We start from the raw sequence: 25,774 nt of genomic DNA, 5'->3' as shown, positions 1-25,774 counted from the left end.
GCCCGCCCTCCGCCCCGGCAACCGGGCCAGTGCTCAGGCGCGCAGGCGCGCAGGCTCCGCGCTTCCGGCCAGGCCATAGACGCCGCGCTCGCCAGGCTTGGGCACCAGCGCCTGGGTCACGCCCATCGCCGTCTCGGCCGCGCCGAGATAGAGCGCGCCGTCGGGGGCGAGGATCTGCGCGATGCCGCCCAGCACCCGCGCCTTGGTCGGCACGTCGAAATAGATCAGCACATTGCGGCAGAACACCACGTCGAACCGGCCGAGGCGCCGGGGATCACCCAGCAGGTTGAAATTCTCGAAGCGGCAGGGCGCGGCGACCTCGGGGCGGATGCGCCAGCGCGTATCCTCCTGGACGAAGCGCTTCATCAGCGTGCGGATGGGCATGCCGCGCTGCACCTCGAATTGGGAGAAGACCCCGGCCCGCGCCCGCGCCAGCACGGCGGTGGTGATGTCGGTGCCCAGGATCTCCACGCGCCGCGCCTTGAAGGAGGCATCGGCCTCGCCGAGCTCGGCCAGGATGATCGCGATGGAATAGGCCTCCTGCCCGGTCGAGCAGGCGGCGGACCAGATGCGCAGCGGCTGGCCGGCCGGGCGCGCCTTGTGCATCTCCGGCAAAAGCGCGCGCAGATGCTCGAAGGGGCGGGTGTCGCGGAAGAAGCTGCTCTCATTCGTGGTGAGCAGCTCGGTCATCTCCTGCGCCAGCGCATCCGCGCGCGGGGCCTTGAGGCGGGCGGCCAGCGCGTCGAGATCGGCCAGGGATTCGCGCTTGAGCAGCGGGGCGAGCCGCGTCTCCAGCATGTAGCCCTGGTCGGGGCCGATGATGCCGCCCGAGCGCGTCTTCACGATCTCGGTGAGGAAGGCGAAAGTGGAAGGGGTCATGAGCGCGCTCCGCAGATTCGGGCCAGGGCGTCGCCCAGCGATTCGGGGGTTCCCTGCGCCGTGGCCAGGCCGGCGCGCGTGACGGCGCCCGGCATGCCCCAAACGACGGAGGAGGCTTCATCCTGCGCCCAGACGGTGCCGCCAGCCTGGGCCAGGGCGCGGCAGCCGGCGAGGCCGTCATGCCCCATCCCGGTCAGGATCACGGCCTGCACGGCGCGGCCATGCAGGGCGATCAGGCTGCGCAGGGTGGGGTCCACCGCCGGGCGGCAGAAATTCTCGGGCGGTGTGTCGGAGAGGTGGAGAATGGCGCGGCCGCCCTCGGCGCGCGCCAGCAGATGATGGTCCCCCGGGGCCAGGTAGATGCGCCCGGGCTCCAGCACATCCCCCTGCCGCGCCTCGGAGACGGGCGGGCCGCCCAGCGCGTCCAGGTGCTTGGCCAGCATCGCGGTGAAGCCGGCCGGCATGTGCTGCACGATCACCATCGGCAGGGCGATGCGCCGCGGCAGTCGGCGCACCAGCGCGGCCAGCGCCTGCGGCCCGCCGGTCGAACTGCCGATGCAAACGACCTTGGGCGGGTCGCCCGCGCGGGTGGGCGCGGGGCGCATCGCGGCCTGCGGCGCGCGCGCGGCGGGCTGGCGCAGCCGCGCCCAGCCCTTCACCTTCGCCAGCAGCTCGGCGCGGAAATTCGGATCGGCCAGGCCGCCCCCCGCAGCACCCGGCTTCGGGATGTAGTCCGAGGCGCCGGCCCGCATCGCATCCATCGTGGCGCTGGCGCCCTTCTGCGTCAGCGCGCTGGCGACGATGACGATGGGCCGCGGCTCACGCCGGAGGATGAGCGGCAGCGCCGTCATCCCGTCCATCACCGGCATCTCGAGGTCGAGCAGGACGACCTGGGCGCGCTCGCCCGGCGGGGCCGCATCCAGCGTGGCCAGCGCCTGCGCGCCATCCCCCACCCGCGCCACCACGGCGATGGCGGGATCGGCCTCCAGCACGCGCGCCAGCGCGGAGCGCACGGTGGCGCTGTCGTCGCAGAGCATCACGCGCAGCTTGCCGGCCGCGGATGGGCTCGGGGCCGTGTGGCTCATTCGGCGAGCAGCCCGGCCTGCACCAGCTTGTCGCGCAGGATCTCCTCGTCGAAGGGCTTCATCACGTATTCGTGCGCCCCGGCCTCCAGACCCTCGAGGATCTTCTCGGTGCCAGCCTCGGTGGTGCACATCACCACCACCGGGTCATCCGGCCCGAATTCGGCGCGCAGCGCGCGCAGGAAGCCGATGCCGTCCATCACCGGCATGTTGCGGTCGAGCAGGACGGCGCGCGGCATCGCGGCGCGGCAGGCGTCGAGCGCCTGCTGCCCGTCCGCCGCCTCGCGCACGGTGAAGCCGTATCGCTCCAGGATGCGCCGCGCGACCTTGCGCACGACGGCGCTGTCATCCACCACCAGGCATTCGCCGCTCATGGCAAGCTCCCTCAGGCGCCAAGCGCCAGCAACTGGTCAACATCGAGCAGCACGAGCAGGTGATCATCCTGGCGATGCACGCCCAGCGAGAATTCCTTCCAGGAGGGGTCCAGCGTCGGCGGATTGGGCGCGCGCTCCTCCGGGTTCAGCGTCAGCACCTCGCCCACCTGGTCGGCCAGCAGCGAGTAGAGCTCCCCGCCGACCTCGACGACGACGGACATCGCCACCTCGCCCGGCGCGCGCGGCGGCAGGCCGAGGCGCCCGCGCAGGTCCACCGCCGTCACGATGCGGCCGCGCAGGTTCAGGCTGCCCGCCACCTCGCGCGGGGCGAGCGGGATGCGGGTGATGGCCTGCACGCCCAGCACATCGCGCACGGCAAGCACGGGGACGGCGCAGGGCTGCCCCGCGACGGTGAGGGTCAGCATCATGCTGGCGGCTTCAGGGCCGTTCGAGGCGGCGGGCATCCGCGGCTCGGCCGGTGTGGTGGGGGCGGTCTGCATGGCGGTTTCCTCGGTTCAGCGGGCCAGCATGGGCTGGAGGCAGTGCTGCAGGCTGGCCAGCAGCGCATCACGGTCGAACTTGGCGATGTAGTCGCTGAAGCCGGCTTCCCGGCCGCGCTCCACATCCCTGGGCGAGGCGGAGCCCGACAGCGCGATCATCGGCAGCTCGGCCCAGGCCCCGCCCTCGCGCACCGCGCGGGCCAGGGCCATGCCGTCCAGCTCGGGCATGTGGATGTCGGAGACGATGACGTCGAAGCGCTCGCCCGCCTCGCGCAGGCGCAGCGCGTCGCGCCCGTTGCTGACGGTGGTCACGTCATAGCCCGCCGCCATGATCGCGGGGACGATGAGGTTGCGGAAGAAGTCGCTGTCCTCGGCCACCAGCACGCGCGGCCGGGCGCCGGTGACCACGGGCGGCTCGAACCAGTCGGACTGGCCTTGCTTCAGCCAGTAGCCGGTGTCGAGCAGGTCGGTCACCTTGCCGTCCACCACGCAGCTGCCCAGGAAGCCCGGCCGCAGGCCGGCCGCGTCCATCTCGAGCGGCACGTCCACCACGTCGAGGATCTCGTCCACCATCAGGCCCATGGCGCGGTCGCCATCGCCGAAGACCAGCACCGGCTGCTCGCCCGTCTCGGGCGGCATGATGCCGTGGTCGAGCGGGATGAGCGGCATGAGCGTGCCGCGATACTGCACCACCAGGCTGTCGCCCGTGCGCTCGATGCGCGCGGCATCCAGGTTCTCGAGCCGCGCGACGAGGCCAAGCGGCACCGCCTTGGGTGCGCCGGGGCCGGCACGGAACAGCAGCAGGGCGGTGTGGCGCTCGCTTCGGCGGCTGAGCGCCGCGGCCTCCTCCAGCGCGCCGCTCTCCGTGCTGCCCTCGAGGCCGAGGCCCGAGGCGCGGGCGATGCCGTTGGGGTCGAGGATCATGATGACGCTGCCATCGCCGAGGATGGTGTTGCCCGAGAACATCGTGATGTGGCGCAGGATGGGCGCCACCGGCTTCACCACGATCTCCTCCGTGTCGAAGACGCGGTCCACCACGATGCCGAAGAGCTGCCCTGCCACCTGGGTGACGACGACGAAGCCATCCGTCTCCGCGCCGGCCTCGCTGTCCAGGCGCAGCACCTGCTTCAGCGGCACCAGCGGCAGGAGCTGGCCGCGCAGGCGCAGCACCGCGCTGTCCTTGATGCGCTCCACCTTCGGGCCATCGGCGCCGCCGACGCGCACCAGCTCCAGCACGCCGGCCTGCGGGATGGCGAAGCGCTCGCCCCCCGCCTCGACGATCAGCGCCGCGGCGATGGCGAGCGTCAGCGGGATCTTGATGCTGAAGGTGGTTCCCTTGTGCTCGCGCGAGGTGAGGTCCACCGTGCCGCCGATGCGCTCGATGTTGGTCTTCACCACATCCATGCCCACGCCGCGGCCCGAGACGGAGGTGACCTCCGCCGCGGTCGAGAAGCCGGCGCGGAAGATGAAGCGGTGGATGTCGCGCTCGCTCATCGTCGCGAGCTCGGCCTCGGTGGCGAGGCCCTGCGCGATGCACTTCGCCTTGATGCGGTCGGTGTTCAGCCCGCGCCCGTCATCGCCGATCTGCAGCACGATGTGCCCGCCCTCGTGGAAGGCGTTGAGCAGGATGCGCCCGGTCTCCTTCTTACCGGCGGCGCGGCGCTGCTCGGGCGTCTCCAGGCCGTGGTCGGCGCTGTTGCGGACCATGTGCGTCAGCGGGTCCTTGATCAGCTCCATCACCTGGCGGTCCAGCTCGGTATCGGCGCCGCGCATCTCGAGCTCGATCCGCTTGCCAAGGTCGTGGCTGAGGTCGCGCACCAGGCGCGGCAGCTTGGACCAGGCATTGCCGATGGGCTGCATGCGCGTCTTCATCACGCCGTCCTGCAGGTCCGAGGTGATCTGCGAGAGGCGCTGGAGCGGCACGGAGAACGCCGTGTTCTCCTCCACGCGGGCCAGCTGCATCAGCTGGTTGCGCGTCAGCACCAGCTCGCTCACCAGGACCATCAGGTCCTCCAGCACATCGACCGCGACGCGGATGGTCTGCGGCGCGTTGCCCGAGGCGGGCGCGGCCTCGGCCGGGGCCCCGGCAGATGCCTCGACGGGGGCGCTCTCGGCGACCGGAATGGCGGCTTCGGCCGCGACATCCTCGGCCGCGGCCTCGCCGGAGGCGGCGGCGTCCAGCGCGGCCTTCAGCGATGCGTCATCGCCGGCCGGCTCGCTGCCCGTGGCCTCCAGCCCGGCCACGATGTGCTTGAAGCGGTCCGCCGCCGTGAGGATCAGCGTGATGCCGGCGGGGGTGACGGGCAGCGAGCCCTCGCGCCAGAGGCCCAGCACGTTTTCCGCCGCATGGGCCACGCCCTCGAGGCGCGGCAGGCCGAGGAAGCCGCAGGTGCCCTTGATCGTATGGACGATTCGAAAGATCTCGGAGAGCACGGCGCCGTTCGCCGGGTTGCGCTCCAGCTGCAGCAGCGCGGCGTCGAGGCTGGCGAGACCCTCATTGGTCTCGGTGAGGAAATCGGCGAGCAGATCGTCCATCGGGCGTCCCTTCCGGCGTTCCCCGCGACAGGCGGGGGTGGCGATGCGGGAGAGGATGACGCAGGGCTCGCGAAGAAAGCGTAAACGGGGCGCGTGATCGGGGCGGCCCGGATGTCCCGCCTTGCGTTGCGTTTTGCATCGCAAGCGGGAGCTGGGCGCTCAGCCCGGGGGGCCGAGGCGCAGCGGCGCGACGGCCTGGCCGACGCCCAGGGCGAAGCTCAGCTCCATCCCCTCGGCCGCCGCCTGGGCGAGGGCCCAGGGGGCGAGGACGCGGCGCGGACCATCGGCCAACGCCGCCTCCATCTCGCCGCCGGCCATCAGCTCGGCCAGCGTGGGAGACCAGGCGGCGTCGCGGCCTTCCGGAAGGAAGGTCACCCAGCCCGGCGAATCCTCAGCGATGTGCACCACGCCGCCGCGCGGCAGCGCCTCCGCGGTCAGCAGCGCGAGGGAGAGCATGAGCCGCACGCGGCCCGCGCTCAGCAGCCCCGCGGCGCCGGGCAGTTCGAACCGGACGCGGTGCGCCATGGGCGCGCCCTGCAGCAGCAGGCCCAGCTCCGCCCAGCCCAGGTCGTCGCCATGGCCGAAGGCGGCGGAAAACAACTTCATGCGCGCGCGCAACTCGCCGGCCGTCTCCATCAGGATGGCATGGGCCGCGGGATCGGTCGCCTGCGGCAGGATCGCCGTGATGCTCGCCATGGGGGAGCCCAGGTCGTGGAAGATCCGTGCGGCCATCAGCTCGGCAAGGCGGTGGGGCTCAAGCATTCGCATGTCTCTCAATTTACCGCGCTGACGATGGCGCAGGGTGACCAACTCAGGCGTCGCAGCGCAAGATGCGGGCCAATCCACGACGCTCCGCGACCCGGGTGCTGACGGCGGGGCGTTGACGGCGGGGCGGCCCCGGTGGAGGGAGGCTTAGACGGGCCGGGTTGCCCGATGGTTTACATGCGCGACCAGCGGCCGCGCGCGGGGAGAGGTCTAGAGATGCACGGCATGGAACCCGGGATGCGGGTCAGGCATCCGGGCTGCCCGGATTGGGGCGTGGGGCAGGTGCAGTCCGTGGTGGGGGACCGCGTGACGGTGAATTTCGAGCATGCGGGCAAGGTGCTCTTGAACCTCGCCGTCGTCACGCTCGAACAGGTGGAGGGGTGAGCGCGCTGCTCTCGGCAGCGGGCACCCTGCTCACCGACTGGCCGGTCTGGGCGGCGGCCCTCGCCACCGCCGTGGCCGGGCTGATGCGCGGCTATGCGGGCTTCGGCACGGCGGTGATCCTGGCACCCATCTATTCCGTGCTCTGGGGCCCGCGCGCCGGCGTGCCGGTGATGCTGATGATGGAGCTGATCGTCTCGCTCCAGCTGCTGCCACGCGCCTTCAAGGATGCGGATACGCGGGTGATCCTGCCGATCGGAGGGGCTGCTGCGCTCGCCACGCCGCTCGGCGCCGTCGTGCTGCTGACGGCCGACCCCGAGCTGCTGCGCCGCTGCATCGGCGGCTTCGTGCTGGTCTTCGGGATGCTGCTGCTCTCGGGCTGGCGCTACCATGGCAGCCGGCCGCTCGGGCTGAACCTGCTGGTGGGCACCAGCGCGGGGCTGCTGAAGGGCGCCACGGGGATGAGCGGCCCGCCGGTGATCCTCTACCTGCTGGCCGGGCCGGAGGAGGCGAAGCGCCACCGCGCCAACCTCATCCTCTTCTTCGCGCTGATCGCCGTCGTCTCCATCCTCGGCCCGCTCTGGTTCGGGATGATCACGGCGGAGGTGCTGGCGAAGCTGCTGATCCTGATGCCGGTGCTGCTGCTCTCGGTGCCGGTGGGCGCGCGGCTCTTCCACGTCATCCCGCCGCAATTCTACAAGCGCTTCGCGCTGGCCGTGCTGCTCACGGCCGGCGGGATCGCGCTGCTGGCGTGACATTGATCGAGAGGATGCTTCAGCGTTTCGGCGATTCCGCCTCCACGCATCATGCTCTCAACGCCCGCTGACGATCAGCGGGCCGAGGTCGAAGCCCTGGGCGCGGGCGATGGCCAGCGCGCGCTCCATCTCCGCCGGCGGCAGGGTCGGCGTTCGCGAGAGCAGCCAGAGCGAGCGGCGCGAGGGCGAGCCCACCAGCGCCCAGCGATATTCGGGATCGAGGCCGAACACCCAGTAGTCGCCATAGAAGGGCCAGAAGAAGCTGACGCGCAGCCGCGCATTGTTGCTGCCCTCCACCACATAGGCCTGGCCGGTGGCGACGCGGCGCGGCCGCGCGGGATCGAGCGCGTTCACGCAGGAATTGCGCACGCTGATCCGCCCCTCGGAGAGCGGCGCATATTCCGCCGTCACCTCCTCGCAACGAAGCGAGGAGCTGTCCTGGAAGCGCTGCGGCAGCCGCGCCACCTCGTGCCAGAGGCCGAGATAGCGGGAGAGATCCACGCGCTCCACCGTGCGCGGCGTCTCGGGCCCGGGCTGGGTGGCGGCGCAGGCGGTGAGGCCGAGCAGGGCGGCGAGGAGCAGCGCGCGCATCAGACGATGCTCCCTTCCGGCCAGGTGAGGCAGTGGTCGTAGATCCCGCCTGCCGTTGTGATCCAGACCTCGTCCCGCCGCGCGGCAATCACGGCCAGCGCCTCGCGCAGGGCCCGCAGCCGATAGGGCTGGCCCACGATATAGGGGTGCAGCGCGATGCCCATCACCTGGGGTACGCCATCCTGCGTCTGGCGGAGCCGCTCGTGGAAATCATCCACGATCAGCTCGGCGAACTGCTTCGCGCCGTCCTTGCGGGCGGCGATGGCGGGGATGTCGTTCGCCTCCTGCGGGTAGGGGATGCTGAGCAGCCGGCCCGCGCGCGTCGTCTTCCAGACCGGCTGGTCATCCATGCACCAGTTCAGCGTGTAGCGGTAACCCGCCTCCGCCAGCAGGTCGGGCGTGACGCGGCTCTCGGCGATCCAGGGGGAGAGCCAGCCGCGCGGGGCCCGGCCCTCGTGCCGGACGATCTCGGCGGTGCTTTCCGCGATCAGGCGCGCTTCCTCGGCCTCGGGCAGGGTGCTCTGGCGCTCGCTGTTGGTGCGGCCATGGCCCGCCATCTCGTCGCCGCGCGCGCGATGCGCCGCCACCAGTTCGGGCGCGTGATGATACATGGCGCTGTTGAGCAGCACGGTGGCCGGCAGCTCCAGTTCGTCCAGCAGTTGCACCAGGCGGAAGCCGCCCACGCGGTTGCCGTATTCGCGCCAGGTGTAGTTCAGCACATCGGGCTGCGGGCCGCCGGGCGCCAGCTCGGCACCCAACCCCTCGCCAAAGGCGAAATGCTCGAGGTTCACGCCGAGATAGACGGCGAGCTTGCGGCCCGAGGGCCAGCTTTCCCGCGCGCGGGCGGTCCAGGGGGAATAGGGAAAGCGGCCGTGATGCGGAAGCATGCGAAACCCATCCGTGACGAAGCCGCCCATCTGGCCCGGCGCCGCGCCAGGGGCAAGATGGCGGCGTGACGCGGGGCGTGGCGCTCGGCCGGAAACTCTCCTAATCTTCAACCCGATGGAATCGCCTCGTAACGGTCGCCAAGGTTCGGCCTGGCTCATGCGGCAGGTCCGCGCCCAGGGCGGCCGCGCCGCCCTGCCGATCGCGCTCGGCCTGGCGGGCATCCTGTGCCAGGTGGGCTTCGTCTTCCTCATCGCGCGGCTGCTCGCCCATATCCTGGGCTTCCCCAGCCCTGGCCTGCTGGGCGGCGGCTTTGGCGAATTGGCGGCGGCGGGTGCGCTCGCGCTGCTCGGCGCGGCCCTCTCGATGTCGCAGGAAATCGCGCAGCAGGCGGCGGGCGAACGCGCCCGGGCCAGCATCCGCGCCGCCCTCTTCACCCGCCTGATGGAGCAGGGCCCGGCCGACCCCCGCGGCGTGGGCGAGAAGGCGACCCTGCTGGTGGACCGGGTGGAGGCGCTGGACGGTTTCTTCTCCCGCTGGGTTCCGGCCGCCGCGCTGGCCGTGCTGGGCCCGGCCGCCGTGATCTTCATCGTCGCGCAGTTCGACGGCACCAGCGCGCTGGTGCTGGCCGTGATGGGCCTGATGGTGCCCGTGGCGATGGCGCTGACCGGCATCGGCGCCGCGGTGGAAAGCCGCAAGCAGCTCGACGTGCTCGGTCGCCTGTCAGGCCGCTTCGTGGACCGGCTGCGCGGCCTTTCGACCCTGGTGCAGTTCAACCGCGCCGAGGACGAGGCCCGCGCGCTCGGCGCCGCGGCGGACGAGTTCCGCCAGCGCACGCTGCGGGTTCTGCGCGTCGCCTTCCTCTCCAGCGCCGCGCTCGAATTGCTGGCCGGCTTCACGCTGGGCTACCTCGCCTGGCGGCACGGCATGCTGCTGGCGCCCACCGTGACCGATCCGACGCCGGCGCTGTTCTGCATCCTGGCCGTGCCGGTCTTCTTCCTGCCGCTGCGCAACTTCTCCCAGGCCTATCACGAGGCGATGTCGGCGCGTGGCGCGGCGGCCGAACTCGCGCCGCTGCTGCAGGCCCCCCCGGCGCCCGGCCTGCTCCTGGAGGAGATCCCACCCCGCGTGGCGCTCGTCTTCACCGAGGTGGAGCTGCGCTACCCGGAGATGGACCGCCCGGCCCTGCCGCGCCTGACCTTCGCCTTGGCGCCGGGCGAGACGCTCATGCTGGTGGGCCCCTCGGGCGCCGGCAAATCCTCGGTGCTGCGACTGCTGATGGGCTTCGTGAAGCCCTCGGCCGGGCGCATCGCCATCAATGGCGAGGATGTGACGCGCCTGAAGCCCGCCGAACTCCGGCGCCTCTCGGCCTATGTCGGCCAGCGCGCGCACCTGTTCGGCGGCACGCTGCGCGAGAATATCCGCCTCGCCCGGCCCGAGGCGACCGATGCCGAGGTGCTGCGCGCCGCCGAGGCCGCGCGCGTCATGACCTTCGCCGCCCAGCTGCCGCAGGGCCTGGACACGGTGGTGGGCGAGGGCGGCTTCGGCCTCTCCGGCGGGCAGGCGCAGCGCGTGGCGCTGGCCCGCGCTTTCCTGCGCGATTCGCCGCTGGTGCTGCTGGACGAGCCCACCGCCTCGCTCGATCCCGGCACGGAGGCCGAGGTGATGGAGGCGATCGCACGGCTCTGCACCGGGCGGACGGCGATCATCGCCACCCATTCGCCGCAGCTCATGGGGCTGTCGGGCCGCGTCATCGAACTGGCCGGGCACCGGCTCGCGGAACAGCATGTGGGCTGACCTCAACCGCGTCCTCCGGCTCTGGGGCTCGCGCCGCCGCGCGCTGATGCTGGGCCTCGTCATCGGCATGCTCTCGGCGCTCAGCGGCGTGGCGCTGCTGGCGCTGGCCGGCAAGGGCGTGGCCGCCGGGGCGGGCGGCGTCGGCCTGGTCGGCGTCGCGGCGCTGATCTGGCTCCGGCCCGTCGTCCTGATCCGGCCGCTGCTGCGCTGGTGGGAGCGCATGGCCTCCCACGCCGCCGCCTTCCAGGCCCTGGCCGATACGCGCGTCTGGTTCTTCCGGCGCCTGGCCGAGCGCATGCCGGCCGGCATCGGCCTGCGCGGCTCGGGCGATCTGCTGGGCCGCGTCATCTCGGATGTCGAGGCGCTGGACCGGCTCTATCTCGGCGGCCTCATGCCGGCGGCGGCGGCCCTGGCCGTGGTCGCCACCATCGCCCTGCTGCTGGGGGCCGAGCCGCTGCTGATGGCGCTGCTGGTCCTGCCGCTGGCGCTCGCCCTGATCCTGCCGCTGGTGCTGGCGCCGGCCGCGGCACGGGCGGCGCGGCGCGCGGCGGATGAGCGCGGCGGCTTGCGCGCCGCGGCGGTGGACCCCATCGCCGGGCTCGAGGACACGCTGGCCGCCAATGCCGAAGGGCGCGCCCTGGCCCGGCTGGAGGCTGCCGACGCCACGCTGATGGCGGCGCAGCGCGAGGTCTCGCTGCGCTCGGCCGCGGCCGGTACGGCGGGCACGCTGCTGACGCAGGTGGCGGTGCTGGCAGCCCTGGGCTGGGGCCTGCTGGCCGGGCCGACCGGGGCGGCCATGGCCGTGCTCGCCCTCTTCCTCGCCATCGCGGCGGCCGAGGCGCTCGGCCTCATGCCGCGCGCCGGCGCGCTCATGGCGGGCGCCGCGGCCAGCGCCCGGCGCCTCTTCGAGGCCGCGGACACGCGCCCGCCCGTCGAGGAACCCGCCGACCCCGCCCCTCTGCCCGCGGGCCATGAGCTGGTGCTGAGCGGCGTGACCTTCGGCTGGCGCCCAGATGCGCCGCCCGTGCTGGACGGGCTGGATCTCACGCTTCGCCCCGGCGAGCGCGTGGCGATCCTCGGCCCCTCGGGCGCGGGAAAGTCGAGCCTCGCCGCGCTCCTGCTGAAATTCGCCGCGCCCCAATCCGGCACCATCCAGCTGGGCGGCACCGACATCCAGGACCTGTCCAGCGCGGAACTCCGGCAGCGCATCGTCTGCCTCTCGCAGAATGCGCGCCTCTTCGATGTGAGCATCGCCGAGAATCTCCGCCTCGCCGCCCCTGGCGCGCCGGATGCGGCGCTGTGGCGCGCGCTGGCCAAGGCCGGCGTCTCGGAATTCGTGCGCAGCCTGCCCGAGGGGCTGGAGACCCGCTGTGGCGAGGGCGGCACCCGCTTCAGCGGCGGCGAGGCGCGGCGCATCGCGCTCGCCCGCGCCCTTCTCCCGCCGGCCGCCATCCTCATCCTGGACGAACCCACCGTCGGCCTGGATGCCGAGGCCGAGCGCGCCTTCATGGCGACGCTGGCCACCGCCACCGAAGGCCGCGGCCTGCTCATCATCACGCATGAGCTGACCGGCGCCGAGCCGCTGGACCGCGTGCTCCGCCTGGCCGGTGGCCGCCTGCTGCCCGCGGCGGGCTGACCCGCGCGGATCACCCTTGACCCGATCCCCACCATCCGCGACCACGAGCGGGCGCGGAGAATCGCCATGCAACGCCGAAGCCTGATCCTGCCGGCCCTCGCCCTCATCACCCTGGGGGGCCTCACCGCCTGCGCCGGCCTGCAGCCCGAGCCCGGGGCCGAGCCCGCGCGCGTCGTCTTTTTCACGGGCGAGAGCGCCACGCTCGATGGCCCGGCCCGTGGCGTGGTCCAGGCCGCGGCGGAAGCGGCGCGCCGCCCGCCCGGCGCGCGCGTCACCGTGCTCGGCTATGGCGGCCCCACGGGGGGCGCCTTCAACCGCAGCCTGGCCACGGCGCGCGCCCAGCATGTGGCGGAGCTGCTGCGCCAGGCCGGCCTGCCCCCTGAGCGCGTCACCATCGCGTCCCGCGCGCCAGCGCCGCCCGAGATGGCGGCGATCGAGGTCCGCCGCGTCGAGATCCGGTTCGCCCCTTGAGCCGCGACCCCGAGCAGGTCCTGCGCGAGGTCTTCGGCCATCCCGGCTTCCGGGGCCGCCAGGCCGAGATCGTGCACCATGTGATGGAGGGCGGCTCCGGCCTCGTCCTCATGCCCACGGGCGGCGGCAAGTCGCTCTGCTTCCAGGTGCCGGCGCTCTGCCGCGATGGGCTGGCCATCGTCGTCTCGCCCCTCATCGCGCTGATGGAGGACCAGGTGGCCGCGCTGCGCCAGCAAGGCGTCGCCGCCGCCGCGCTGCATTCGGAGCTGGAGGAGAATGACCGGCGCGAGGTCTGGCGCGGGATCAACGACGCCTCGCTGAAGCTGCTCTACATCAGCCCCGAGCGGCTGGGCATGGACGGCATGCTGGAGCGGCTGGCGCAGCGGCGCATCGCCCTTTTCGCGGTGGATGAGGCGCATTGCATCAGCCAATGGGGTCATCACTTCCGCCCCGAATACCGCGCGCTGAACTTCCTCCGTTCGGACTTCCCCGAGGTGCCGCGGCTGGCGCTGACCGCCACGGCGGATGCGCGCACGGTGGACGACATCCGCGCGCAGCTCGGCCTGGAGGATGCGCCGGTCTTCCGCGCCTCCTTCGACCGCGCGAACATCCACCTGGCGGCCGAGCCGCGCGACCAGGAGCGCGCACAGATCCGCGCCTTCCTGCGTGAGGCCTCCGACGGGCGGGGTGCCGGCATCATTTATTGCGGCACCCGCGCCCGCGCCGAGCAGACGGCCGATTGGCTGCGCGCCGATGGGTATGACGCGGCCCCCTTCCATGCCGGCATGGCGAGCGAGGACAAGCGCGACCTGCACCGCCGCTTCGCGCGCGGCGATGCGGTGGTGATGTGCGCCACCATCGCCTTCGGCATGGGCATCGACCGCCCCGATGTGCGCTTCGTGGCCCATCTCTCGCTGCCGCAGGGGCCGGAGGGCTGGTACCAGGAGATCGGCCGCGCGGGGCGTGACGGCCTGCCCGCCCGCGCCCTGCTGCTCTATGGCGCGGCCGACATCGCCCTGGCCCGCCAGCGCATCCAGGCGAGCCCCGCCTCGGACGAGCAGAAGCGCATCGAGCGGATGCGGCTGGACGCCATGGTCGGCATCGCCGAGGCCGGCACCTGCCGGCGGAGGGTTCTCCTGCGCTGCTTCGGCGAGGATCTGGAGCAGGATTGCGGCCATTGCGACGTCTGCGCGGCACCGCCCAAGCTGACCGACGGCACCATCGCGGCCCAAAAACTGCTCTCGGCCGCGCTGCGCACCGGCAGCCGCTTCGGCCTCGGTCATCTGGTGGACGTGCTGCACGGCAAGCTGACCGACAAGGTCGCGCAATTCGGCCACGACAAGCTGCCCACCTTCGGCGTGGGCCGCGACGTGGCGGAGGGCGCCTGGCGCGGCGTGGCGCGGCAGTTGGTGGCGCAAGGCGCGCTCGACATCGCCGTGGAAAACCACGGCGAGCTGGTGCCGACCGAGGCCGCACGCCCCATCCTGCGCGGCGAGACGCGGGTGATGCTGCGCGAGGAGGTGATCCGCCCGCGCAGCAGCCGCGGCGCACGGAGCGCCCGCGCCGATGCGCCCCGGCCGGCGGCGGATGATCCGCTCTTCGCCGCGCTCCGCGAATGGCGGAAGACCGAGGCCAAGGCGCAGCAGGTGCCGGCCTATGTCATCTTCCACGACGCGACGCTGGCCGAGATCGCCACCCGCCGCCCCACCTGCCTGGAGACGCTGCGCGAGGTGCCGGGTGTCGGCGAGAGCAAGCTCGCGCGCTATGGCGCGGCGGTGCTGACGGCGCTGGCCGAGGCGGAATAGGCGCTCGCCTGCATCTTTTGGTTGCATGAAACTTACATAAAATCCATCTTCCAGCAGCTGGCCAAGCGGGGGCGTGATCCCCGCAGCCGGTCTCAAGGGAGATGTCCATGCGTGAATCCGTGAAGCGCCGCAGCCTTCTCGGCGCCGGGGCGCTGCTCGCCACCCCCGCCCTCGCGCAGCCGGCCTGGCCGAACCGGCCGCTGCGCTTCATCGTGGGCTTCGCCGCCGGCGGCCCGACCGACACGTTGGCGCGCCTCGCCGCCCCCGGCTTCCAGGAGGCGCTGGGCCAGCCCGTGGTGGTGGAGAACCGCCCCGGCGCGGCCGCCAATCTCGGCACCGAGGCGGTGATCCGCTCGACCGACGGGCACACCTTCCTCATCGCCAATTCCGGCCAGGTGGTGATCAACCCGCACACCTACGCAAACCTGCCATTCGACCCGATGCGCGAACTCGCCCCAGTCGCGAAGATGATGACCAACTACTTCCTGATGACCATCGCGGCGCAGGTGCCGGCGCAGAACCACACCGAGCTGGTGGCGCTGATGCGCCGCGCATCCACGTCCTTCACCTATGCCAGCACCGGCGCGGGCGGCATCACCCATGTGGTGACCGAGGCCTGGCGCCGCGCCGTGGGGGTGGAGGCGGAGCCCGTGCATTTCCGTGGCACCGCCGCCGCCATCCCCGATGTGCTGGCCAACCGCGTGCCGATCTTCATGGATGGCATCCAGCTGCTCGGCCAGCATGTGGATGCGGGCCGGCTGCGCGCCCTCTTCGTCACCAAGGGGGAACGCCAGGCCTTGCAGCCCAACGTGCCCACCACGCGCGAGATCGGCATCCCCGAGGTGAATTTCGAAAGCTGGTTCGCCATGTATGCGCCGCGCAACACCCCGCGCGAGGTCATCCTGCGCATGGCGGAGATCAACCGCCCCGTCATGCTGGCCGCGCCGGTCCGGGAGCGGCTGGCGCAGGGCGCGGTGGAAGCCGTGCCCTCCACGCCCGAGGAACTGGCGACCCTCACCGCGCGCGACTTCGAGCGCTTCGGCGCCGTGGTCCGCGCCGGGAACATCCGGGCGGAGTGAGGGACCGTGCCGTCAGGGCGGCGGGGGGATCACGACGCCGCCCTGGAAGCCCTGGAGGGTCCAGTAATAGGGCGCGGAATCCGGCCGGACCGCACCGAAGCGCGCGGCGGCGAGGTCAATGACCAGGATCATCGCCCCGGTCCAGACCGCGACCAGCAGGATGGCCAGCATGGGCGCGCCCAGGCGTTTCAGCCCGAACTGATAGCCGATCGTGGCGATGGTCAGGACGGCCAGCCCCATGAGGAAGAGCAGCAGCTCGGCCGGGATGGGCGCGGCGAAGGCCCAGCGCTGCGCCGACCCCTGGTCCAACACGTCGTTCAGCGCGGCCTGCAGTGCGGCCGACAGCGGATCCTGCCGCTCCCGCGTGATGGCGGCCGCATGGCCCCAGATCACGTTCTGGAGGTGGTTGGTCGCCGCACTCAACCGCGCCACCTCGGTCGATCTCATCGGGGCCTCGACGAATTCCAGCCGCAGCCGGGTGTAATCCTCCAGCAGCCGGGCGATCTCGGCGGCGCGGGGGTGGTCGAAGGCGCCGGCGCGCAGCCAGGCGGTGCCGATGGCATTGGTCTCGGCGAGCGTCGTGGCGCGGCGCGTCTCGAAGCGGCCCTGCGCCATGGCGATGGTCAGGCCCATGGTGAAGGCCAGTAGCCCGAGCAGCCCATTGGTGACGAAGCTCGTCGCCTCGATCGTCTCCTCGGTGCGGGCCTGGTGCCAGCGGCCGATCATCACGCCAGCCCCATAGGCCAGCAGCAGGGTCCCGAAGGTGAGCAGGGCGAAGACCGCCAGCCCCTGTGCCGCCAAGGCCTCCAGCGCCATCATCGTTCTGCCACCCTTCACCTCAGCGCAATTTCCCGTCATGAACAGCGTCGCATCAGTCAACGAAGGGCGCCAGATGCAGACCCATTTCACGGCCGAGCAGTTGCGCGACCCGGACACCGCGGAAGCCAACAAGATCCTGCGCACCTGCGTGCATTGCGGGATGTGCACCGCCACCTGCCCCACCTTCCTCCTGCTGGGGGATGAGCTGGATTCGCCGCGCGGCCGCATCTACCTCATCAAGGACATGCTGGAGAATGACCGCCCGGCCTCCGAGCTGGAGGTGCGGCATGTGGATCGCTGCCTCTCCTGCCTCTCCTGCATGACGACCTGCCCCTCGGGCGTCCACTACATGCACCTGGTGGACCATGCGCGGCGCCATATCGAGGAAACCTATGTCCGCCCCTGGCCCGAGCGCGCGCTGCGGGCGGTGCTGGCCAAGGTGCTGCCCAACCCGTCCCTGTTCCGGCTCTCGCTGCGCGCCGCCGCGCTGGCCCGGCCGCTGGGCAGGCTCATTCCCGGCCAGTCCATGACGGCGCAGCGCCTGCGCGGCATGCTGGCCCTCGCCCCCGCCGCCCTCCCGCCGCCGAGCCCCGTGCAGGAGGCGCAGGTCCACAAGGCCGAGGGCGTGCGGCGCGGCCGCGTCGGCCTGCTCACCGGCTGCGCGCAGAAGGTGCTGAACCCCAGCATCAACGAGGCCACCATCCGCCTGCTGACGCGCATGGGGATCGAGGTGGTGATCACCCCGGGCCAGGGCTGCTGCGGCGCGCTGACCCATCACATGGGCCAGCATGACCCGGCCATGGCCGCCGCGCGGGCCAATATCACCGCCTGGAGCGCCGAGATCGCGGGCGAGGGGCTGGACGCCATCGTGGTGAATGCCTCGGGCTGCGGCACCACGCTCAAGGATTACGGCTTCATGTTCCGCGAGGAGCCGGAGGCCGAGCAGGCCGCGCGCGTCTCGGCGCTCGCCATGGACATCACCGAGGTGCTGGAGAAATTCGCCTATGCGCCGACGCGGGAGAAGCCGGGCCTGACCGTGGCCTACCACTCCGCCTGCTCGCTCCAGCACGGGCAGAAGATCACGGCCCTGCCCAAGCAGCTGCTCAACCGCGCCGGCTTCACCGTCAAGGAACCGGCCGAGGGCCATATCTGCTGCGGCAGCGCCGGCACCTACAACATCCTCCAGCCCGAGATCGCGGGGCAGCTGCGCGCCCGCAAGCTCGAGAACATCAACCGCACCCGGGCCGACCTGATCGCCGCCGGGAATATCGGCTGCATGACGCAGCTGGCCGGCGATGCCCTGCCCGTGGTGCACACGGTGGAGCTGCTGGACTGGATGGCCGGCGGGCCGAAGCCGCCCAGGCTGGCGACGGCGGGCCTGCCCGCGTGAAGCGCCGCGCCCTCCTCGCCGCGCCCGCCCTGCTGGCGCTGCCCGCCCGGGCCCAGGGGAGCTTCCCCGACCGGCCCGTCACCTTCGTCGTCGGCTTCCTGCCCGGTGGTTCGGTGGATACCGGCGCGCGGCTGCTGGCCGACCGGATGGCGCCGCGCATCGCGCCCAATGCCCGCATCATCATCGAGAACCGGCCCGGCGCCGGCGGCTCGCTCGGCGCGGAATATGTGGCGCGGCAGAACCCGGACGGGCATGTGCTGGGGGTGCATTCGGCCTCCAGCCACGCCACCAACCCCGCCGCCCTGCCCGACACGGTGCGCTACGACCCGATCAACGACTTCTCGCACATCGCCATCCTGGGCGGCGGGCCGATGGTGATCGTGGTGCCCGGCAGCAGCCCCCATCGCAACGTGGCCGAGCTGGTGGCGGCGGCGAAGGCGGCGCGCGCGCCCATGCTCTGGGGCAGTTCGGGCTCGGGCGGCATCGGGCATCTGACCGGCAGCCTCTTCGCGCATCGCTTCGGCTTCCAGGGCGAATTCGTGCCCTATCGCGGCGGCTCGGCCGTGCTGGAGGCGATGCGCAAGGCAGAGATCGATTTCTCGGCCGAGGTCATGGCCTCCGCCCTGCCGCATCTGCGCGACGGCTCCTCCCGCCCGCTCGCGGTCACGGGCCCGACGCGCCACCCGCAGCTGCCCGAGGTGCCGACGCTGGTGGAAGCCGGCCTGCCGGGCTTCGACATCATCACCTGGAACGTCATCCAGGGCCCGCGCGGCATGCCCGACGCCACGCAGCAGCGCCTGAACCGCGCCGCCATGGAAGCGATGGCCGAGCCCGAATTGCGCCGCCGCCTGACGCTGGCCGGCATTGACCCGGCGGACCCCTCCACCCCCGCCAGCACGCGCGATTTCGTGGCCGCCGAGTTGGCGAAGTTCCAGGCCATCGTGCGCGAGACGGGGCTGCGGCTCGGCCGCGGGTGAGGCGGGAGGATTCGCTTGCGCCGCGGGCGGCCGCGCCCGAACATCGGCGCATGCGTTTCGCTCCCCTCGCCCTCGCGCTGCTGCTGGCCCCGCCCGCCTTCGCCCAAGCACCCACGCCGCCGCAAAGCCAGGCCAGCCGCGACCTCGACCGCGCCTTCGAGGCGCTGCGCGAGGCACCGGATGAGCGCGGCGCGCATATGGCCGAGATGGCGATCCGCCAGATCTGGGCACGCCAGGCCAGCGCCGCCGTGGCCCTGCTGCTGAACCGGGGCATCCGCAACCTGCGCGCCGGCCAGCCGGGCGACGCGCTGGAGGATTTCGACGCCGCCATCACCTTGGCCCCCCTGGTCGCCGATGCCTGGCATTGGCGCGCCCAGGCGCACCAGCAGGTGGGGGACCGCGTGGCCGCCGCCGGTGACCTGCGCGAATGCCTGCGGCTGGAGCCCCGGCATTTCGCGGCGCTCGTCAGCCTTTCGCGCCTGCAGGAGGAGGCGGGCGATGCCCGCGGTGCGCTGCGCAGCTATGAGGCGGCGCTGGCCATCCATCCCCGCCTGCCCGGCGGGGCGGAGCGGCTGCGCGAACTCACCCGCGCCGCCGAGGGCGAGGAGATGTGAGCGCAATGCGCGGATGGCGATGATCCGCCCGCGCCGCCACATTCCCCCCATGCCCGACACCCTTCCCCCGCTCGATGACCGCCGCTGGACCGCCCTCCTGGCGCGGGACGCGACCCCCGATTGCGGCCCCTTCCTCTATGGCGTGACCACCCAGGGCGTCTTTTGCCTGCCCGGCTGCCCCTCGCGCCCGCCCTTGCGGCGCAACACCGTCTTCTTCGCCGATGCGCCGGAGGCCGAGGCTGCGGGCTACCGTGCCTGCAAGCGCTGCGACCCCAAGGGCGAGCGTGCCGCCCTGCACCGCGAGGCCGTCGCCGCCGCCGTGGCCCTGATCGAGGCGAGCGAGACCATCCCGAGCCTGGAGGCGCTGGCCAGGCGCGCCGGCTATGCGCGCCACCATTTCCTGCGCCTGTTCCGCGACATCACTGGCGTCACCCCGCGCTCCTATGCCGAGGGGGTGCGCGCCCGCCGCCTGCAATCCGCCCTCAGCCAGGGGGCACGGGTGGCCGATGCGGTGGCCGAGGCCGGCTTCGGCAGCGAGAGCCGGGTCTATGAGAAGCGCGGCGCCACCCTCGGCATGACGCCCGGCGCCGCCCGGCGAGGGGCGAAGGGCGAGACCATCGGCATCGCCCGCGCCGAGAGCGTGATGGGCCCGCTGCTGGTGGGCGCCACGGCGCAGGGCGTCTGCTTCATCGGCTTCGGCGAGGCGATGGAGGCGCTGGAGGGCGACCTCCGCCGCCGCTTCCCCCTGGCCCAATTGCGGGAGGACCCCGCGCTGGACGCCACCGTGGCGCGGGTCGCCGCCTTCCTGCGCGAGCCCCACGCGGCGCTGCAATTGCCGCTCGACCTGCGGGGCACCGCCTTCCAGCGGCGGGTGTGGGAGGCGTTGCAGGCCATCCCGATCGGCCAGACGCGCAGCTACGGCCAATTGGCCGCCGGGATGGGCAAGCCGGAGGCGGTGCGCGCCGTGGCCCGGGCCTGCGCGCAGAACCCCGTCAGCCTCGCCGTCCCCTGCCACCGGGTGATCGGCGCCAGCGGCGACCTGACGGGCTATCGCTGGGGCGTGCCCAACAAGAAAAGGCTTCTGGCAGGGGAGAAAGCCGGGCGCTGAATGCCGGTCCGCCATAAGCAGAGCGCGGTTCCGGCGGCCCGGCCCGGCATGTTAATGCACCGCACCATGATCATCGCCCTCGGTTCCGACCATGCCGGCCTGCCGCTGAAGCGGGCCATCCTCAGCGCCCTGGAAGCCCAGGGGCATGCCGTGCTCGATGCCGGCACGCATGACGAGGCAAGCGTGGACTACCCGGATTTCGCGCATGAGGTCGCGGCCAAGGTCGCGGCCGGCGAGGCCGCCTTTGGCGTGCTGGTCTGCGGCTCGGGCATCGGGATGAGCATCGCGGCCAATCGCCACCCGGCCATTCGCGCCGTGGTGCTGCACAACAGCACCGAGGCCCGCCTGACCCGCGCCCATAACGACGCCAACATCGCCTGCTTCGGCGCCCGCACCACCGGGGTGGAGGTGGCGCTGGACGCCCTGGCGACCTTCCTCGGCACGCCCTTCGAGGGCGGGCGGCATGAGCGCCGCATTGCCAAGATCGAGACCGCCCTCACCTGATCTCGGGCGTTTCCCGGCCGCGCCCGGCCGTGATATGCCGAATTTCCTGCCCGCAAGGACCTCTGCCATGAACGAGAACACCGCCCGCTTCCTGCCTGCCCGCTTCTTCCAGGCCGGCGTGGCGGAGTCCGACCCCGAGCTGGCCGCCGCCATCGCGCAGGAGTTGACCCGCCAGCAGGACGGCATCGAGCTGATCGCGTCCGAGAACATCGTCAGCCGCGCCGTGCTGGAGGCGCAGGGCTCGGTGATGACGAACAAGTATGCCGAGGGCTATCCGGGCCGTCGCTACTATGGCGGCTGCGAATTCGTGGACGTGGCCGAGACGCTGGCCATCGAGCGCGCGAAGCAGCTCTTCGGCGCGCAATTCGCCAATGTGCAGCCGCATAGCGGCGCCTCGGCCAATATCGCCGTCTTCTTCGCCCTGCTGCAGCCGGGCGACAGCTTCCTGGCGATGGACCTCGCGGCCGGCGGCCACCTGACGCATGGCGCCCCGGTGAACTACTCCGGCAAGTGGTTCCGCCCCATCGCCTATGGCGTGAAGGCCGAGGACGGGCTGCTCGACTACGAGACGATGGAGCGCCTGGCGCGCGAGCATAAGCCCAAGCTCATCATCGCCGGCGGCTCGGCCTATTCGCGCGAGATCGACTTCGCCCGCTTCCGCGCCGTGGCCGATGAGATCGGCGCGATCCTGATGGTGGACATGGCGCATTACGCGGGCCTGGTGGCCGCCGGCGCCTACCCCTCGCCCGTGCCGCACGCGCATGTGACGACGACGACCACGCACAAGACGCTGCGCGGCCCGCGCGGCGGCCTGATCCTGACGAATGACGAGGCGATCGCGAAGAAGATCAACTCGGCCATGTTCCCGGGCCTGCAGGGCGGCCCGCTGATGCATGTCATCGCCGCCAAGGCGGTGGCCTTCGGCGAGGCGCTGCGCCCGGATTTCCGCGCCTATGCCAGGCAGGTCGTGGCCAATGCCCGCGCCCTGGCGGATGAGTTGGTGCAGGGTGGGCTGGCCATCGTCTCGGGCGGCACGGACAGCCATCTGATGCTGGTGGACCTCCGCCCCAAAGGCCTGACCGGCAAGGCGGCCGAGGCCGCTTTGGGCCGCGCCCACCTGACCTGCAACAAGAACGCCATCCCCTTCGATCCCGAGAAGCCGATGGTCACCAGCGGCGTGCGCCTCGGCACGCCGGCCGGCACCACGCGCGGCTTCGGCGAGGCGGAGTTCCGGGAGGTGGGGCGCCTGATCGTCCGCGTGCTGGACGGGCTGGCCCAGGCCAATGCGCCGGACGGCAACACGGCCGTGGAGCAGGCGGTGGCGAAGGACGTGCAGGCCTTGTGCGCGCGCTTCCCCATTTATTGATGCCCTCAGACGCCGGGCGCGCGCTCCGCGCGCTTGGCTTCGCGCCGCTGCTGGCGTGCTGGGGATGAGGGTGGTCTGGGCGCGCCGGCCGCTTTGCGGCCGGATTCTTCGAGGGTAGCGTCTTTTCTGCCGTTTTGTTTTGGCTGGAAGGTCGCCCATGCGCTGCCCCTACTGTGGAAATGACGAGACCCAGGTGAAGGACAGCCGCCCCTCCGAGGATGGGGCGGCGATCCGTCGCCGGCGCTTCTGCCCGGCCTGCGGCAACCGCTTCACCACCTTCGAGCGCGTGACGCTGCGCGAACTCACCGTCCTCAAGACCGATGGCCGCCGCGTGCCCTTCGACCGCGACAAGCTCGGCAAATCCATCAAGATCGCCTGCCGCAAGCGCCCGGTGGATGACGAGCGCATCGAGCGCATCCTGAACGGCATCCAGCGCCGCCTGGAGATGGAAACCGAGGCCGAGATCCCCTCCCGCCGCATCGGGGAGATGGTGATGGACACGCTGAAGGGCGTGGACCAGGTGGCCTATGTGCGCTTCGCGTCAGTCTACCAGAACTTCTCCGAGGCCAAGGACTTCCAGGCTTTTCTGGGTGGCCTGGACGCCCCCTGATGCCGGATGACGCCGCCCATATGCGCGCGGCGCTGCAACTCGCGGCGCGCGGCCTGGGCAACACCTGGCCCAACCCGGCCGTGGGCTGCGTGCTGGTGAAGGACGGCCAGGTGGTCGGCCGCGGCTGGACCCAGCCCGGCGGGCGGCCGCATGCGGAAACCCAGGCCTTGGGCCGCGCCGGGGAAGCGGCGCGGGGTGCCACCGCCTATGTCACGCTGGAGCCCTGCTCGCATCACGGCCGCACGCCCCCTTGCTGCGATGCGCTGATCCAGGCCGGCGTTTCCCGCGTGGTGGTGGCGCTGCGCGACCCCGATGCGCGGGTGGATGGGCGCGGCTTCGCCCGGCTGCGCGCGGCCGGCATCACGGTCGAGGAGGGGTTGCTGGGGCCTGAGGCGGCGGCGCTCAATGCCGGCTTCATCCGCCGCATCACCCAGGGCCTGCCGCTGGTGACCCTGAAGCTCGCCGCGACCCTGGATGGCCGCATCGCGACCCAGGCTGGCGAGAGCCGCTGGATCACCGGCCCCGAATCCCGCCGCGCCGTGCATGCCCTGCGCGCCCGGCACGACGCGGTGCTGGTGGGCAGCGGCACGGTGCTGGCCGATGACCCGGACCTCACCTGCCGCATCGCCGGCATGGACCCCGTGCCCATGCTGCGCGTCATCGCCGATGCCCGGCTCCGCACGCCCCCCACGGCGCGGCTGGTGCGCGAGGCGGGGCGGCACCCCACCTGGCTTCTCACCGGCGCCGGGCATCGCCCTTCCGCGCTGGCACCCTATATCGGCGCAGGGGTGGAGGTGGTGACCATCCGCCGGGCTCCAAAAACCGCCGAGGGCGGCGGCGGCCTGCTGCCCCGCGCCATGCTGGCGGCGCTGGCGGCGCGCGGCGTGACCCGCGTGCTGGCCGAGGGTGGCGCCGGCCTCGCAGCCGGGTTGCTCCGGGCGGGGCTTGTGGACCGGCTCGTCTGGTTCCATGCCCCTGGCGTGATGGGCGCCGAGGGCTGGCCGAGTGCGGGGCCGCTGGGCGTCGCCGCACTCGCCGCCATGCCGCGCTTCCGGCGCGTGGCGACGGAAGCGGTGGGTGAGGATGTGATGAGCGAGTTCGTGAAGGAGTAGCGCATGTTCACCGGAATCATCACGGCGCTGGGCACGCTGCGCGAGGTGCAGCCCATCGGCCAGGGGCATGACATGCGCCTCGTCATCGGCGTGGCCCCCGAATTCCTGGCCGGTGCGGCGCTCGGCTGCTCCATCGCCTGCTCCGGCATCTGCCTGACGGCGGTGGAACTCAACGCCGACAGCTTCGCCGTGGATGCGAGCGCCGAGACCCTGGCCCGCACCACCATGGGCCGCTGGAGGGCCGGCGGCCGGGTGAACCTGGAGCGCAGCCTGAAGCTCGGCGACGAGTTGGGCGGGCACCTCGTCTCGGGCCATGTGGACGGGGTGGGCCAGGTGCTCTCCGCCACGCCGGAGAACGCCTCGGTCCGCTGGCGCTTCGCCGTCCCGCGCGAGATCGCGAAATACATCGCCGTGAAGGGGAGCGTCGCGATCGACGGCGTTTCGCTCACGGTCAACGAGGTTGACGCCGAGAGTTTCGGGGTCAACATCATTCCCCATACCGCCGCCGTGACCAGCTTCGGGACGCTGCAACCGGGGGATGCGGTGAATATCGAGATCGACACCCTGGCGCGCTACGTCGCTCGGCTGATGGAGTTTCGCGCGTGAGCGTCCAGACCAAGACCACGAGCTACCACGAGTTCATCACGCCGACCGAGGAGCTTCTGGAAGAAGCCCGCCGGGGCCGGATGTTCATCCTGGTGGATGACGAGGACCGCGAGAACGAGGGCGACCTCGTCATCCCCGCGCAATTCGCAACGCCCGACGCGATCAACTTCATGGCCCGCTTCGCGCGCGGCCTGATCTGCCTGGCGATGACGCGCCAGCGTGTCGAGCAGCTGGCGCTGCCGCTCATGGCGCAATCCAACGGCACGCGCCACCAGACGGCCTTCACCGTCAGCATCGAGGCGCGCGACGGCGTGACCACCGGCATCTCCGCCGCCGACCGCGCGCGCACCGTCGCCGTCGCCATCAACCCGGAGCTGGGGCGCGAGCACATCGTCACACCCGGCCATGTCTTCCCGCTGGTGGCGCGCGAGGGCGGCACGCTGATCCGCGCCGGCCATACCGAGGCGGCGGTGGATTTCGCGCGCCTCGCGGGGCTCAACCCTTCGGGCGTGATCTGCGAGATCATGAACGATGACGGCACCATGGCGCGCCTGCCGGACCTCGTGTCCTTCGCGCAGATGCATGGCCTCAAGCTCGGCACCATCGCCGACCTGATCGCCCATCGCCGCCGCACCGAGCGCCTGATCAAGCGCGTGGAGGAGGGCGAGATCACCCACGCCGTGGGCGGCGACTGGCGCCTCGTGGTCTACAATTCCGCGCTGGAATCGGGTGAGCATGTCGCCCTCATCAAGGGCGACATCACGGGGCCGGAGCCGGTGCTGACGCGCATGCACGCGGCCAACCTGATGACCGACATGGTGGGCGGCCGCGGCGTGCGCGAACTGCACGGCGCGATGGAGGCCATCGCCGCCGAGGGCCGCGGCGTCGTCGTCATCCTGCGCGACTACCGGCGGGACGGCATCAGCACCCATGTGCGCCGCAACCGCGACAACAACGCAACGCCGCAGCTGCGCGACTATGGCGTGGGCGCGCAGATTCTCGCCGATCTCGGCGTGACCGACATGATCCGCCTTTCCAACCATCCGCGCCCGCTGGTGGGGCTGGAGGGCTGGGGCCTGCGCGTGGTGGCCACGCGGCCGGTCGTGGGAGAGAGCTGATGAGCCCCATCGGCG

The 25,774-nt window shown here is 72.1% G+C and carries 26 protein-coding genes; 17 read left to right on the top strand and 9 right to left on the bottom strand.

The window, feature by feature from the left end; genetic code table 11:
* Positions 1–33 precede the first annotated feature (33 nt).
* The 6 genes from R9Z33_RS02135 to R9Z33_RS02110 all read right to left on the bottom strand — a co-directional run bounded on the left by R9Z33_RS02135 (position 34) and on the right by R9Z33_RS02110 (position 6,132).
* Positions 34–879, bottom strand: coding sequence for a CheR family methyltransferase (locus R9Z33_RS02135; RefSeq protein ID WP_318649660.1), 846 nt, complete (start codon positions 877–879; stop codon positions 34–36).
* Positions 876–1,964: a chemotaxis-specific protein-glutamate methyltransferase CheB gene (gene cheB, locus R9Z33_RS02130; RefSeq protein ID WP_318649659.1), complete on the bottom strand. Its 1,089-nt coding sequence runs from the start codon at positions 1,962–1,964 to the stop codon at positions 876–878. Before cheB ends, R9Z33_RS02135 begins: the two co-directional genes overlap by 4 nt.
* Positions 1,961–2,335, bottom strand: a complete 375-nt coding sequence (locus R9Z33_RS02125; protein ID WP_318649658.1) for a response regulator — start codon at positions 2,333–2,335, stop codon at positions 1,961–1,963. The genes cheB and R9Z33_RS02125 overlap by 4 nt, the downstream gene beginning before the upstream one ends.
* 11 nt (positions 2,336–2,346) lie before the next feature.
* The gene (locus tag R9Z33_RS02120; RefSeq protein ID WP_404830642.1) at positions 2,347–2,835 is read right to left on the bottom strand and encodes a chemotaxis protein CheW; all 489 of its coding nucleotides are present in this window, start codon (positions 2,833–2,835) and stop codon (positions 2,347–2,349) included.
* Positions 2,836–2,850: 15 nt separating this feature from the next.
* Positions 2,851–5,370 (bottom strand): hybrid sensor histidine kinase/response regulator, encoded by a 2,520-nt coding sequence (locus tag R9Z33_RS02115; RefSeq protein ID WP_318649656.1) that lies wholly within the window; start codon positions 5,368–5,370, stop codon positions 2,851–2,853.
* 159 nt (positions 5,371–5,529) lie between these two features.
* Positions 5,530–6,132, bottom strand: a complete 603-nt coding sequence (locus R9Z33_RS02110) for a histidine phosphotransferase family protein (protein WP_318649655.1) — start codon at positions 6,130–6,132, stop codon at positions 5,530–5,532.
* 240 nt (positions 6,133–6,372) lie between these two features.
* Here R9Z33_RS02110 and R9Z33_RS02105 point away from each other — a divergent pair, with 240 nt between their 5' ends.
* Complete coding sequence (locus R9Z33_RS02105; RefSeq protein ID WP_318649654.1) at positions 6,373–6,519, top strand: DUF3553 domain-containing protein; 147 nt, start codon at positions 6,373–6,375, stop codon at positions 6,517–6,519.
* Positions 6,516–7,271 (top strand): sulfite exporter TauE/SafE family protein, encoded by a 756-nt coding sequence (locus R9Z33_RS02100; protein WP_318649653.1) that lies wholly within the window; start codon positions 6,516–6,518, stop codon positions 7,269–7,271. The genes R9Z33_RS02105 and R9Z33_RS02100 overlap by 4 nt, the downstream gene beginning before the upstream one ends.
* Positions 7,272–7,328: 57 nt before the next feature.
* On the opposite strand, the gene R9Z33_RS02095 is transcribed toward R9Z33_RS02100, so the two are convergent.
* Both R9Z33_RS02095 and R9Z33_RS02090 read right to left on the bottom strand, forming a co-directional pair.
* Positions 7,329–7,862, bottom strand: a complete 534-nt coding sequence (locus tag R9Z33_RS02095; protein ID WP_318649652.1) for a lipocalin family protein — start codon at positions 7,860–7,862, stop codon at positions 7,329–7,331.
* Complete coding sequence (locus R9Z33_RS02090; protein WP_318649651.1) at positions 7,862–8,749, bottom strand: polysaccharide deacetylase family protein; 888 nt, start codon at positions 8,747–8,749, stop codon at positions 7,862–7,864. Before R9Z33_RS02090 ends, R9Z33_RS02095 begins: the two co-directional genes overlap by 1 nt.
* 157 nt (positions 8,750–8,906) lie before the next feature.
* On the opposite strand from R9Z33_RS02090, the gene cydD reads away from it, so the two are divergent.
* From cydD to R9Z33_RS02065, 5 genes are all read left to right on the top strand, one after another.
* On the top strand, positions 8,907–10,544 hold the full coding sequence (gene cydD / locus R9Z33_RS02085) for a thiol reductant ABC exporter subunit CydD (protein WP_318649650.1): 1,638 nt from the start codon (positions 8,907–8,909) through the stop codon (positions 10,542–10,544).
* The gene (gene cydC, locus R9Z33_RS02080) at positions 10,534–12,180 is read left to right on the top strand and encodes a thiol reductant ABC exporter subunit CydC (RefSeq protein WP_318649649.1); all 1,647 of its coding nucleotides are present in this window, start codon (positions 10,534–10,536) and stop codon (positions 12,178–12,180) included. Before cydD ends, cydC begins: the two co-directional genes overlap by 11 nt.
* 66 nt (positions 12,181–12,246) lie before the next feature.
* Positions 12,247–12,651, top strand: coding sequence for an OmpA family protein (locus tag R9Z33_RS02075; protein ID WP_318649648.1), 405 nt, complete (start codon positions 12,247–12,249; stop codon positions 12,649–12,651).
* On the top strand, positions 12,648–14,456 hold the full coding sequence (gene recQ, locus R9Z33_RS02070) for a DNA helicase RecQ (protein WP_318649647.1): 1,809 nt from the start codon (positions 12,648–12,650) through the stop codon (positions 14,454–14,456). The genes R9Z33_RS02075 and recQ overlap by 4 nt, the downstream gene beginning before the upstream one ends.
* Before the next feature lie 107 nt (positions 14,457–14,563).
* Positions 14,564–15,535, top strand: a complete 972-nt coding sequence (locus R9Z33_RS02065; protein WP_318649646.1) for a Bug family tripartite tricarboxylate transporter substrate binding protein — start codon at positions 14,564–14,566, stop codon at positions 15,533–15,535.
* A 12-nt stretch (positions 15,536–15,547) separates the two neighbouring features.
* On the opposite strand, the gene R9Z33_RS02060 is transcribed toward R9Z33_RS02065, so the two are convergent.
* Complete coding sequence (locus R9Z33_RS02060) at positions 15,548–16,372, bottom strand: bestrophin-like domain (RefSeq protein WP_318649645.1); 825 nt, start codon at positions 16,370–16,372, stop codon at positions 15,548–15,550.
* Between the two features lie 55 nt (positions 16,373–16,427).
* Between R9Z33_RS02060 and glcF the strand changes: the two genes are divergently transcribed.
* The 10 genes from glcF to ribB all read left to right on the top strand — a co-directional run bounded on the left by glcF (position 16,428) and on the right by ribB (position 25,759).
* Complete coding sequence (glcF, locus tag R9Z33_RS02055) at positions 16,428–17,744, top strand: glycolate oxidase subunit GlcF (protein ID WP_318649644.1); 1,317 nt, start codon at positions 16,428–16,430, stop codon at positions 17,742–17,744.
* Complete coding sequence (locus R9Z33_RS02050; protein ID WP_318649642.1) at positions 17,741–18,721, top strand: Bug family tripartite tricarboxylate transporter substrate binding protein; 981 nt, start codon at positions 17,741–17,743, stop codon at positions 18,719–18,721. Before glcF ends, R9Z33_RS02050 begins: the two co-directional genes overlap by 4 nt.
* A gap of 50 nt (positions 18,722–18,771) precedes the next feature.
* Positions 18,772–19,335, top strand: coding sequence for a tetratricopeptide repeat protein (locus R9Z33_RS02045; RefSeq protein ID WP_318649641.1), 564 nt, complete (start codon positions 18,772–18,774; stop codon positions 19,333–19,335).
* Positions 19,336–19,384: 49 nt separating this feature from the next.
* Complete coding sequence (locus R9Z33_RS02040; protein ID WP_318649640.1) at positions 19,385–20,443, top strand: bifunctional transcriptional activator/DNA repair enzyme AdaA; 1,059 nt, start codon at positions 19,385–19,387, stop codon at positions 20,441–20,443.
* A gap of 66 nt (positions 20,444–20,509) precedes the next feature.
* Entirely contained in the window at positions 20,510–20,947 is a 438-nt protein-coding gene (gene rpiB / locus R9Z33_RS02035) for a ribose 5-phosphate isomerase B (protein ID WP_318649639.1), read from the top strand.
* 67 nt (positions 20,948–21,014) lie between these two features.
* A complete protein-coding gene (gene glyA, locus R9Z33_RS02030; RefSeq protein WP_318649638.1) occupies positions 21,015–22,313 on the top strand; it encodes a serine hydroxymethyltransferase in 1,299 nt (432 codons plus the stop codon).
* Between the two features lie 157 nt (positions 22,314–22,470).
* Complete coding sequence (gene nrdR / locus R9Z33_RS02025; RefSeq protein WP_318649637.1) at positions 22,471–22,923, top strand: transcriptional regulator NrdR; 453 nt, start codon at positions 22,471–22,473, stop codon at positions 22,921–22,923.
* Positions 22,923–24,035, top strand: coding sequence for a bifunctional diaminohydroxyphosphoribosylaminopyrimidine deaminase/5-amino-6-(5-phosphoribosylamino)uracil reductase RibD (ribD, locus tag R9Z33_RS02020; protein ID WP_318649636.1), 1,113 nt, complete (start codon positions 22,923–22,925; stop codon positions 24,033–24,035). Before nrdR ends, ribD begins: the two co-directional genes overlap by 1 nt.
* 3 nt (positions 24,036–24,038) lie before the next feature.
* Complete coding sequence (locus R9Z33_RS02015) at positions 24,039–24,641, top strand: riboflavin synthase (RefSeq protein WP_318649635.1); 603 nt, start codon at positions 24,039–24,041, stop codon at positions 24,639–24,641.
* Positions 24,638–25,759, top strand: a complete 1,122-nt coding sequence (ribB, locus tag R9Z33_RS02010) for a 3,4-dihydroxy-2-butanone-4-phosphate synthase (protein ID WP_318649633.1) — start codon at positions 24,638–24,640, stop codon at positions 25,757–25,759. Before R9Z33_RS02015 ends, ribB begins: the two co-directional genes overlap by 4 nt.
* Positions 25,760–25,774 lie beyond the last annotated feature (15 nt).

Source organism: Sediminicoccus rosea (assembly GCF_033547095.1).
Classification (GTDB): domain Bacteria; phylum Pseudomonadota; class Alphaproteobacteria; order Acetobacterales; family Acetobacteraceae; genus Roseococcus; species Roseococcus rosea.
This window is presented reverse-complemented; position numbering and strand designations above follow the sequence as displayed.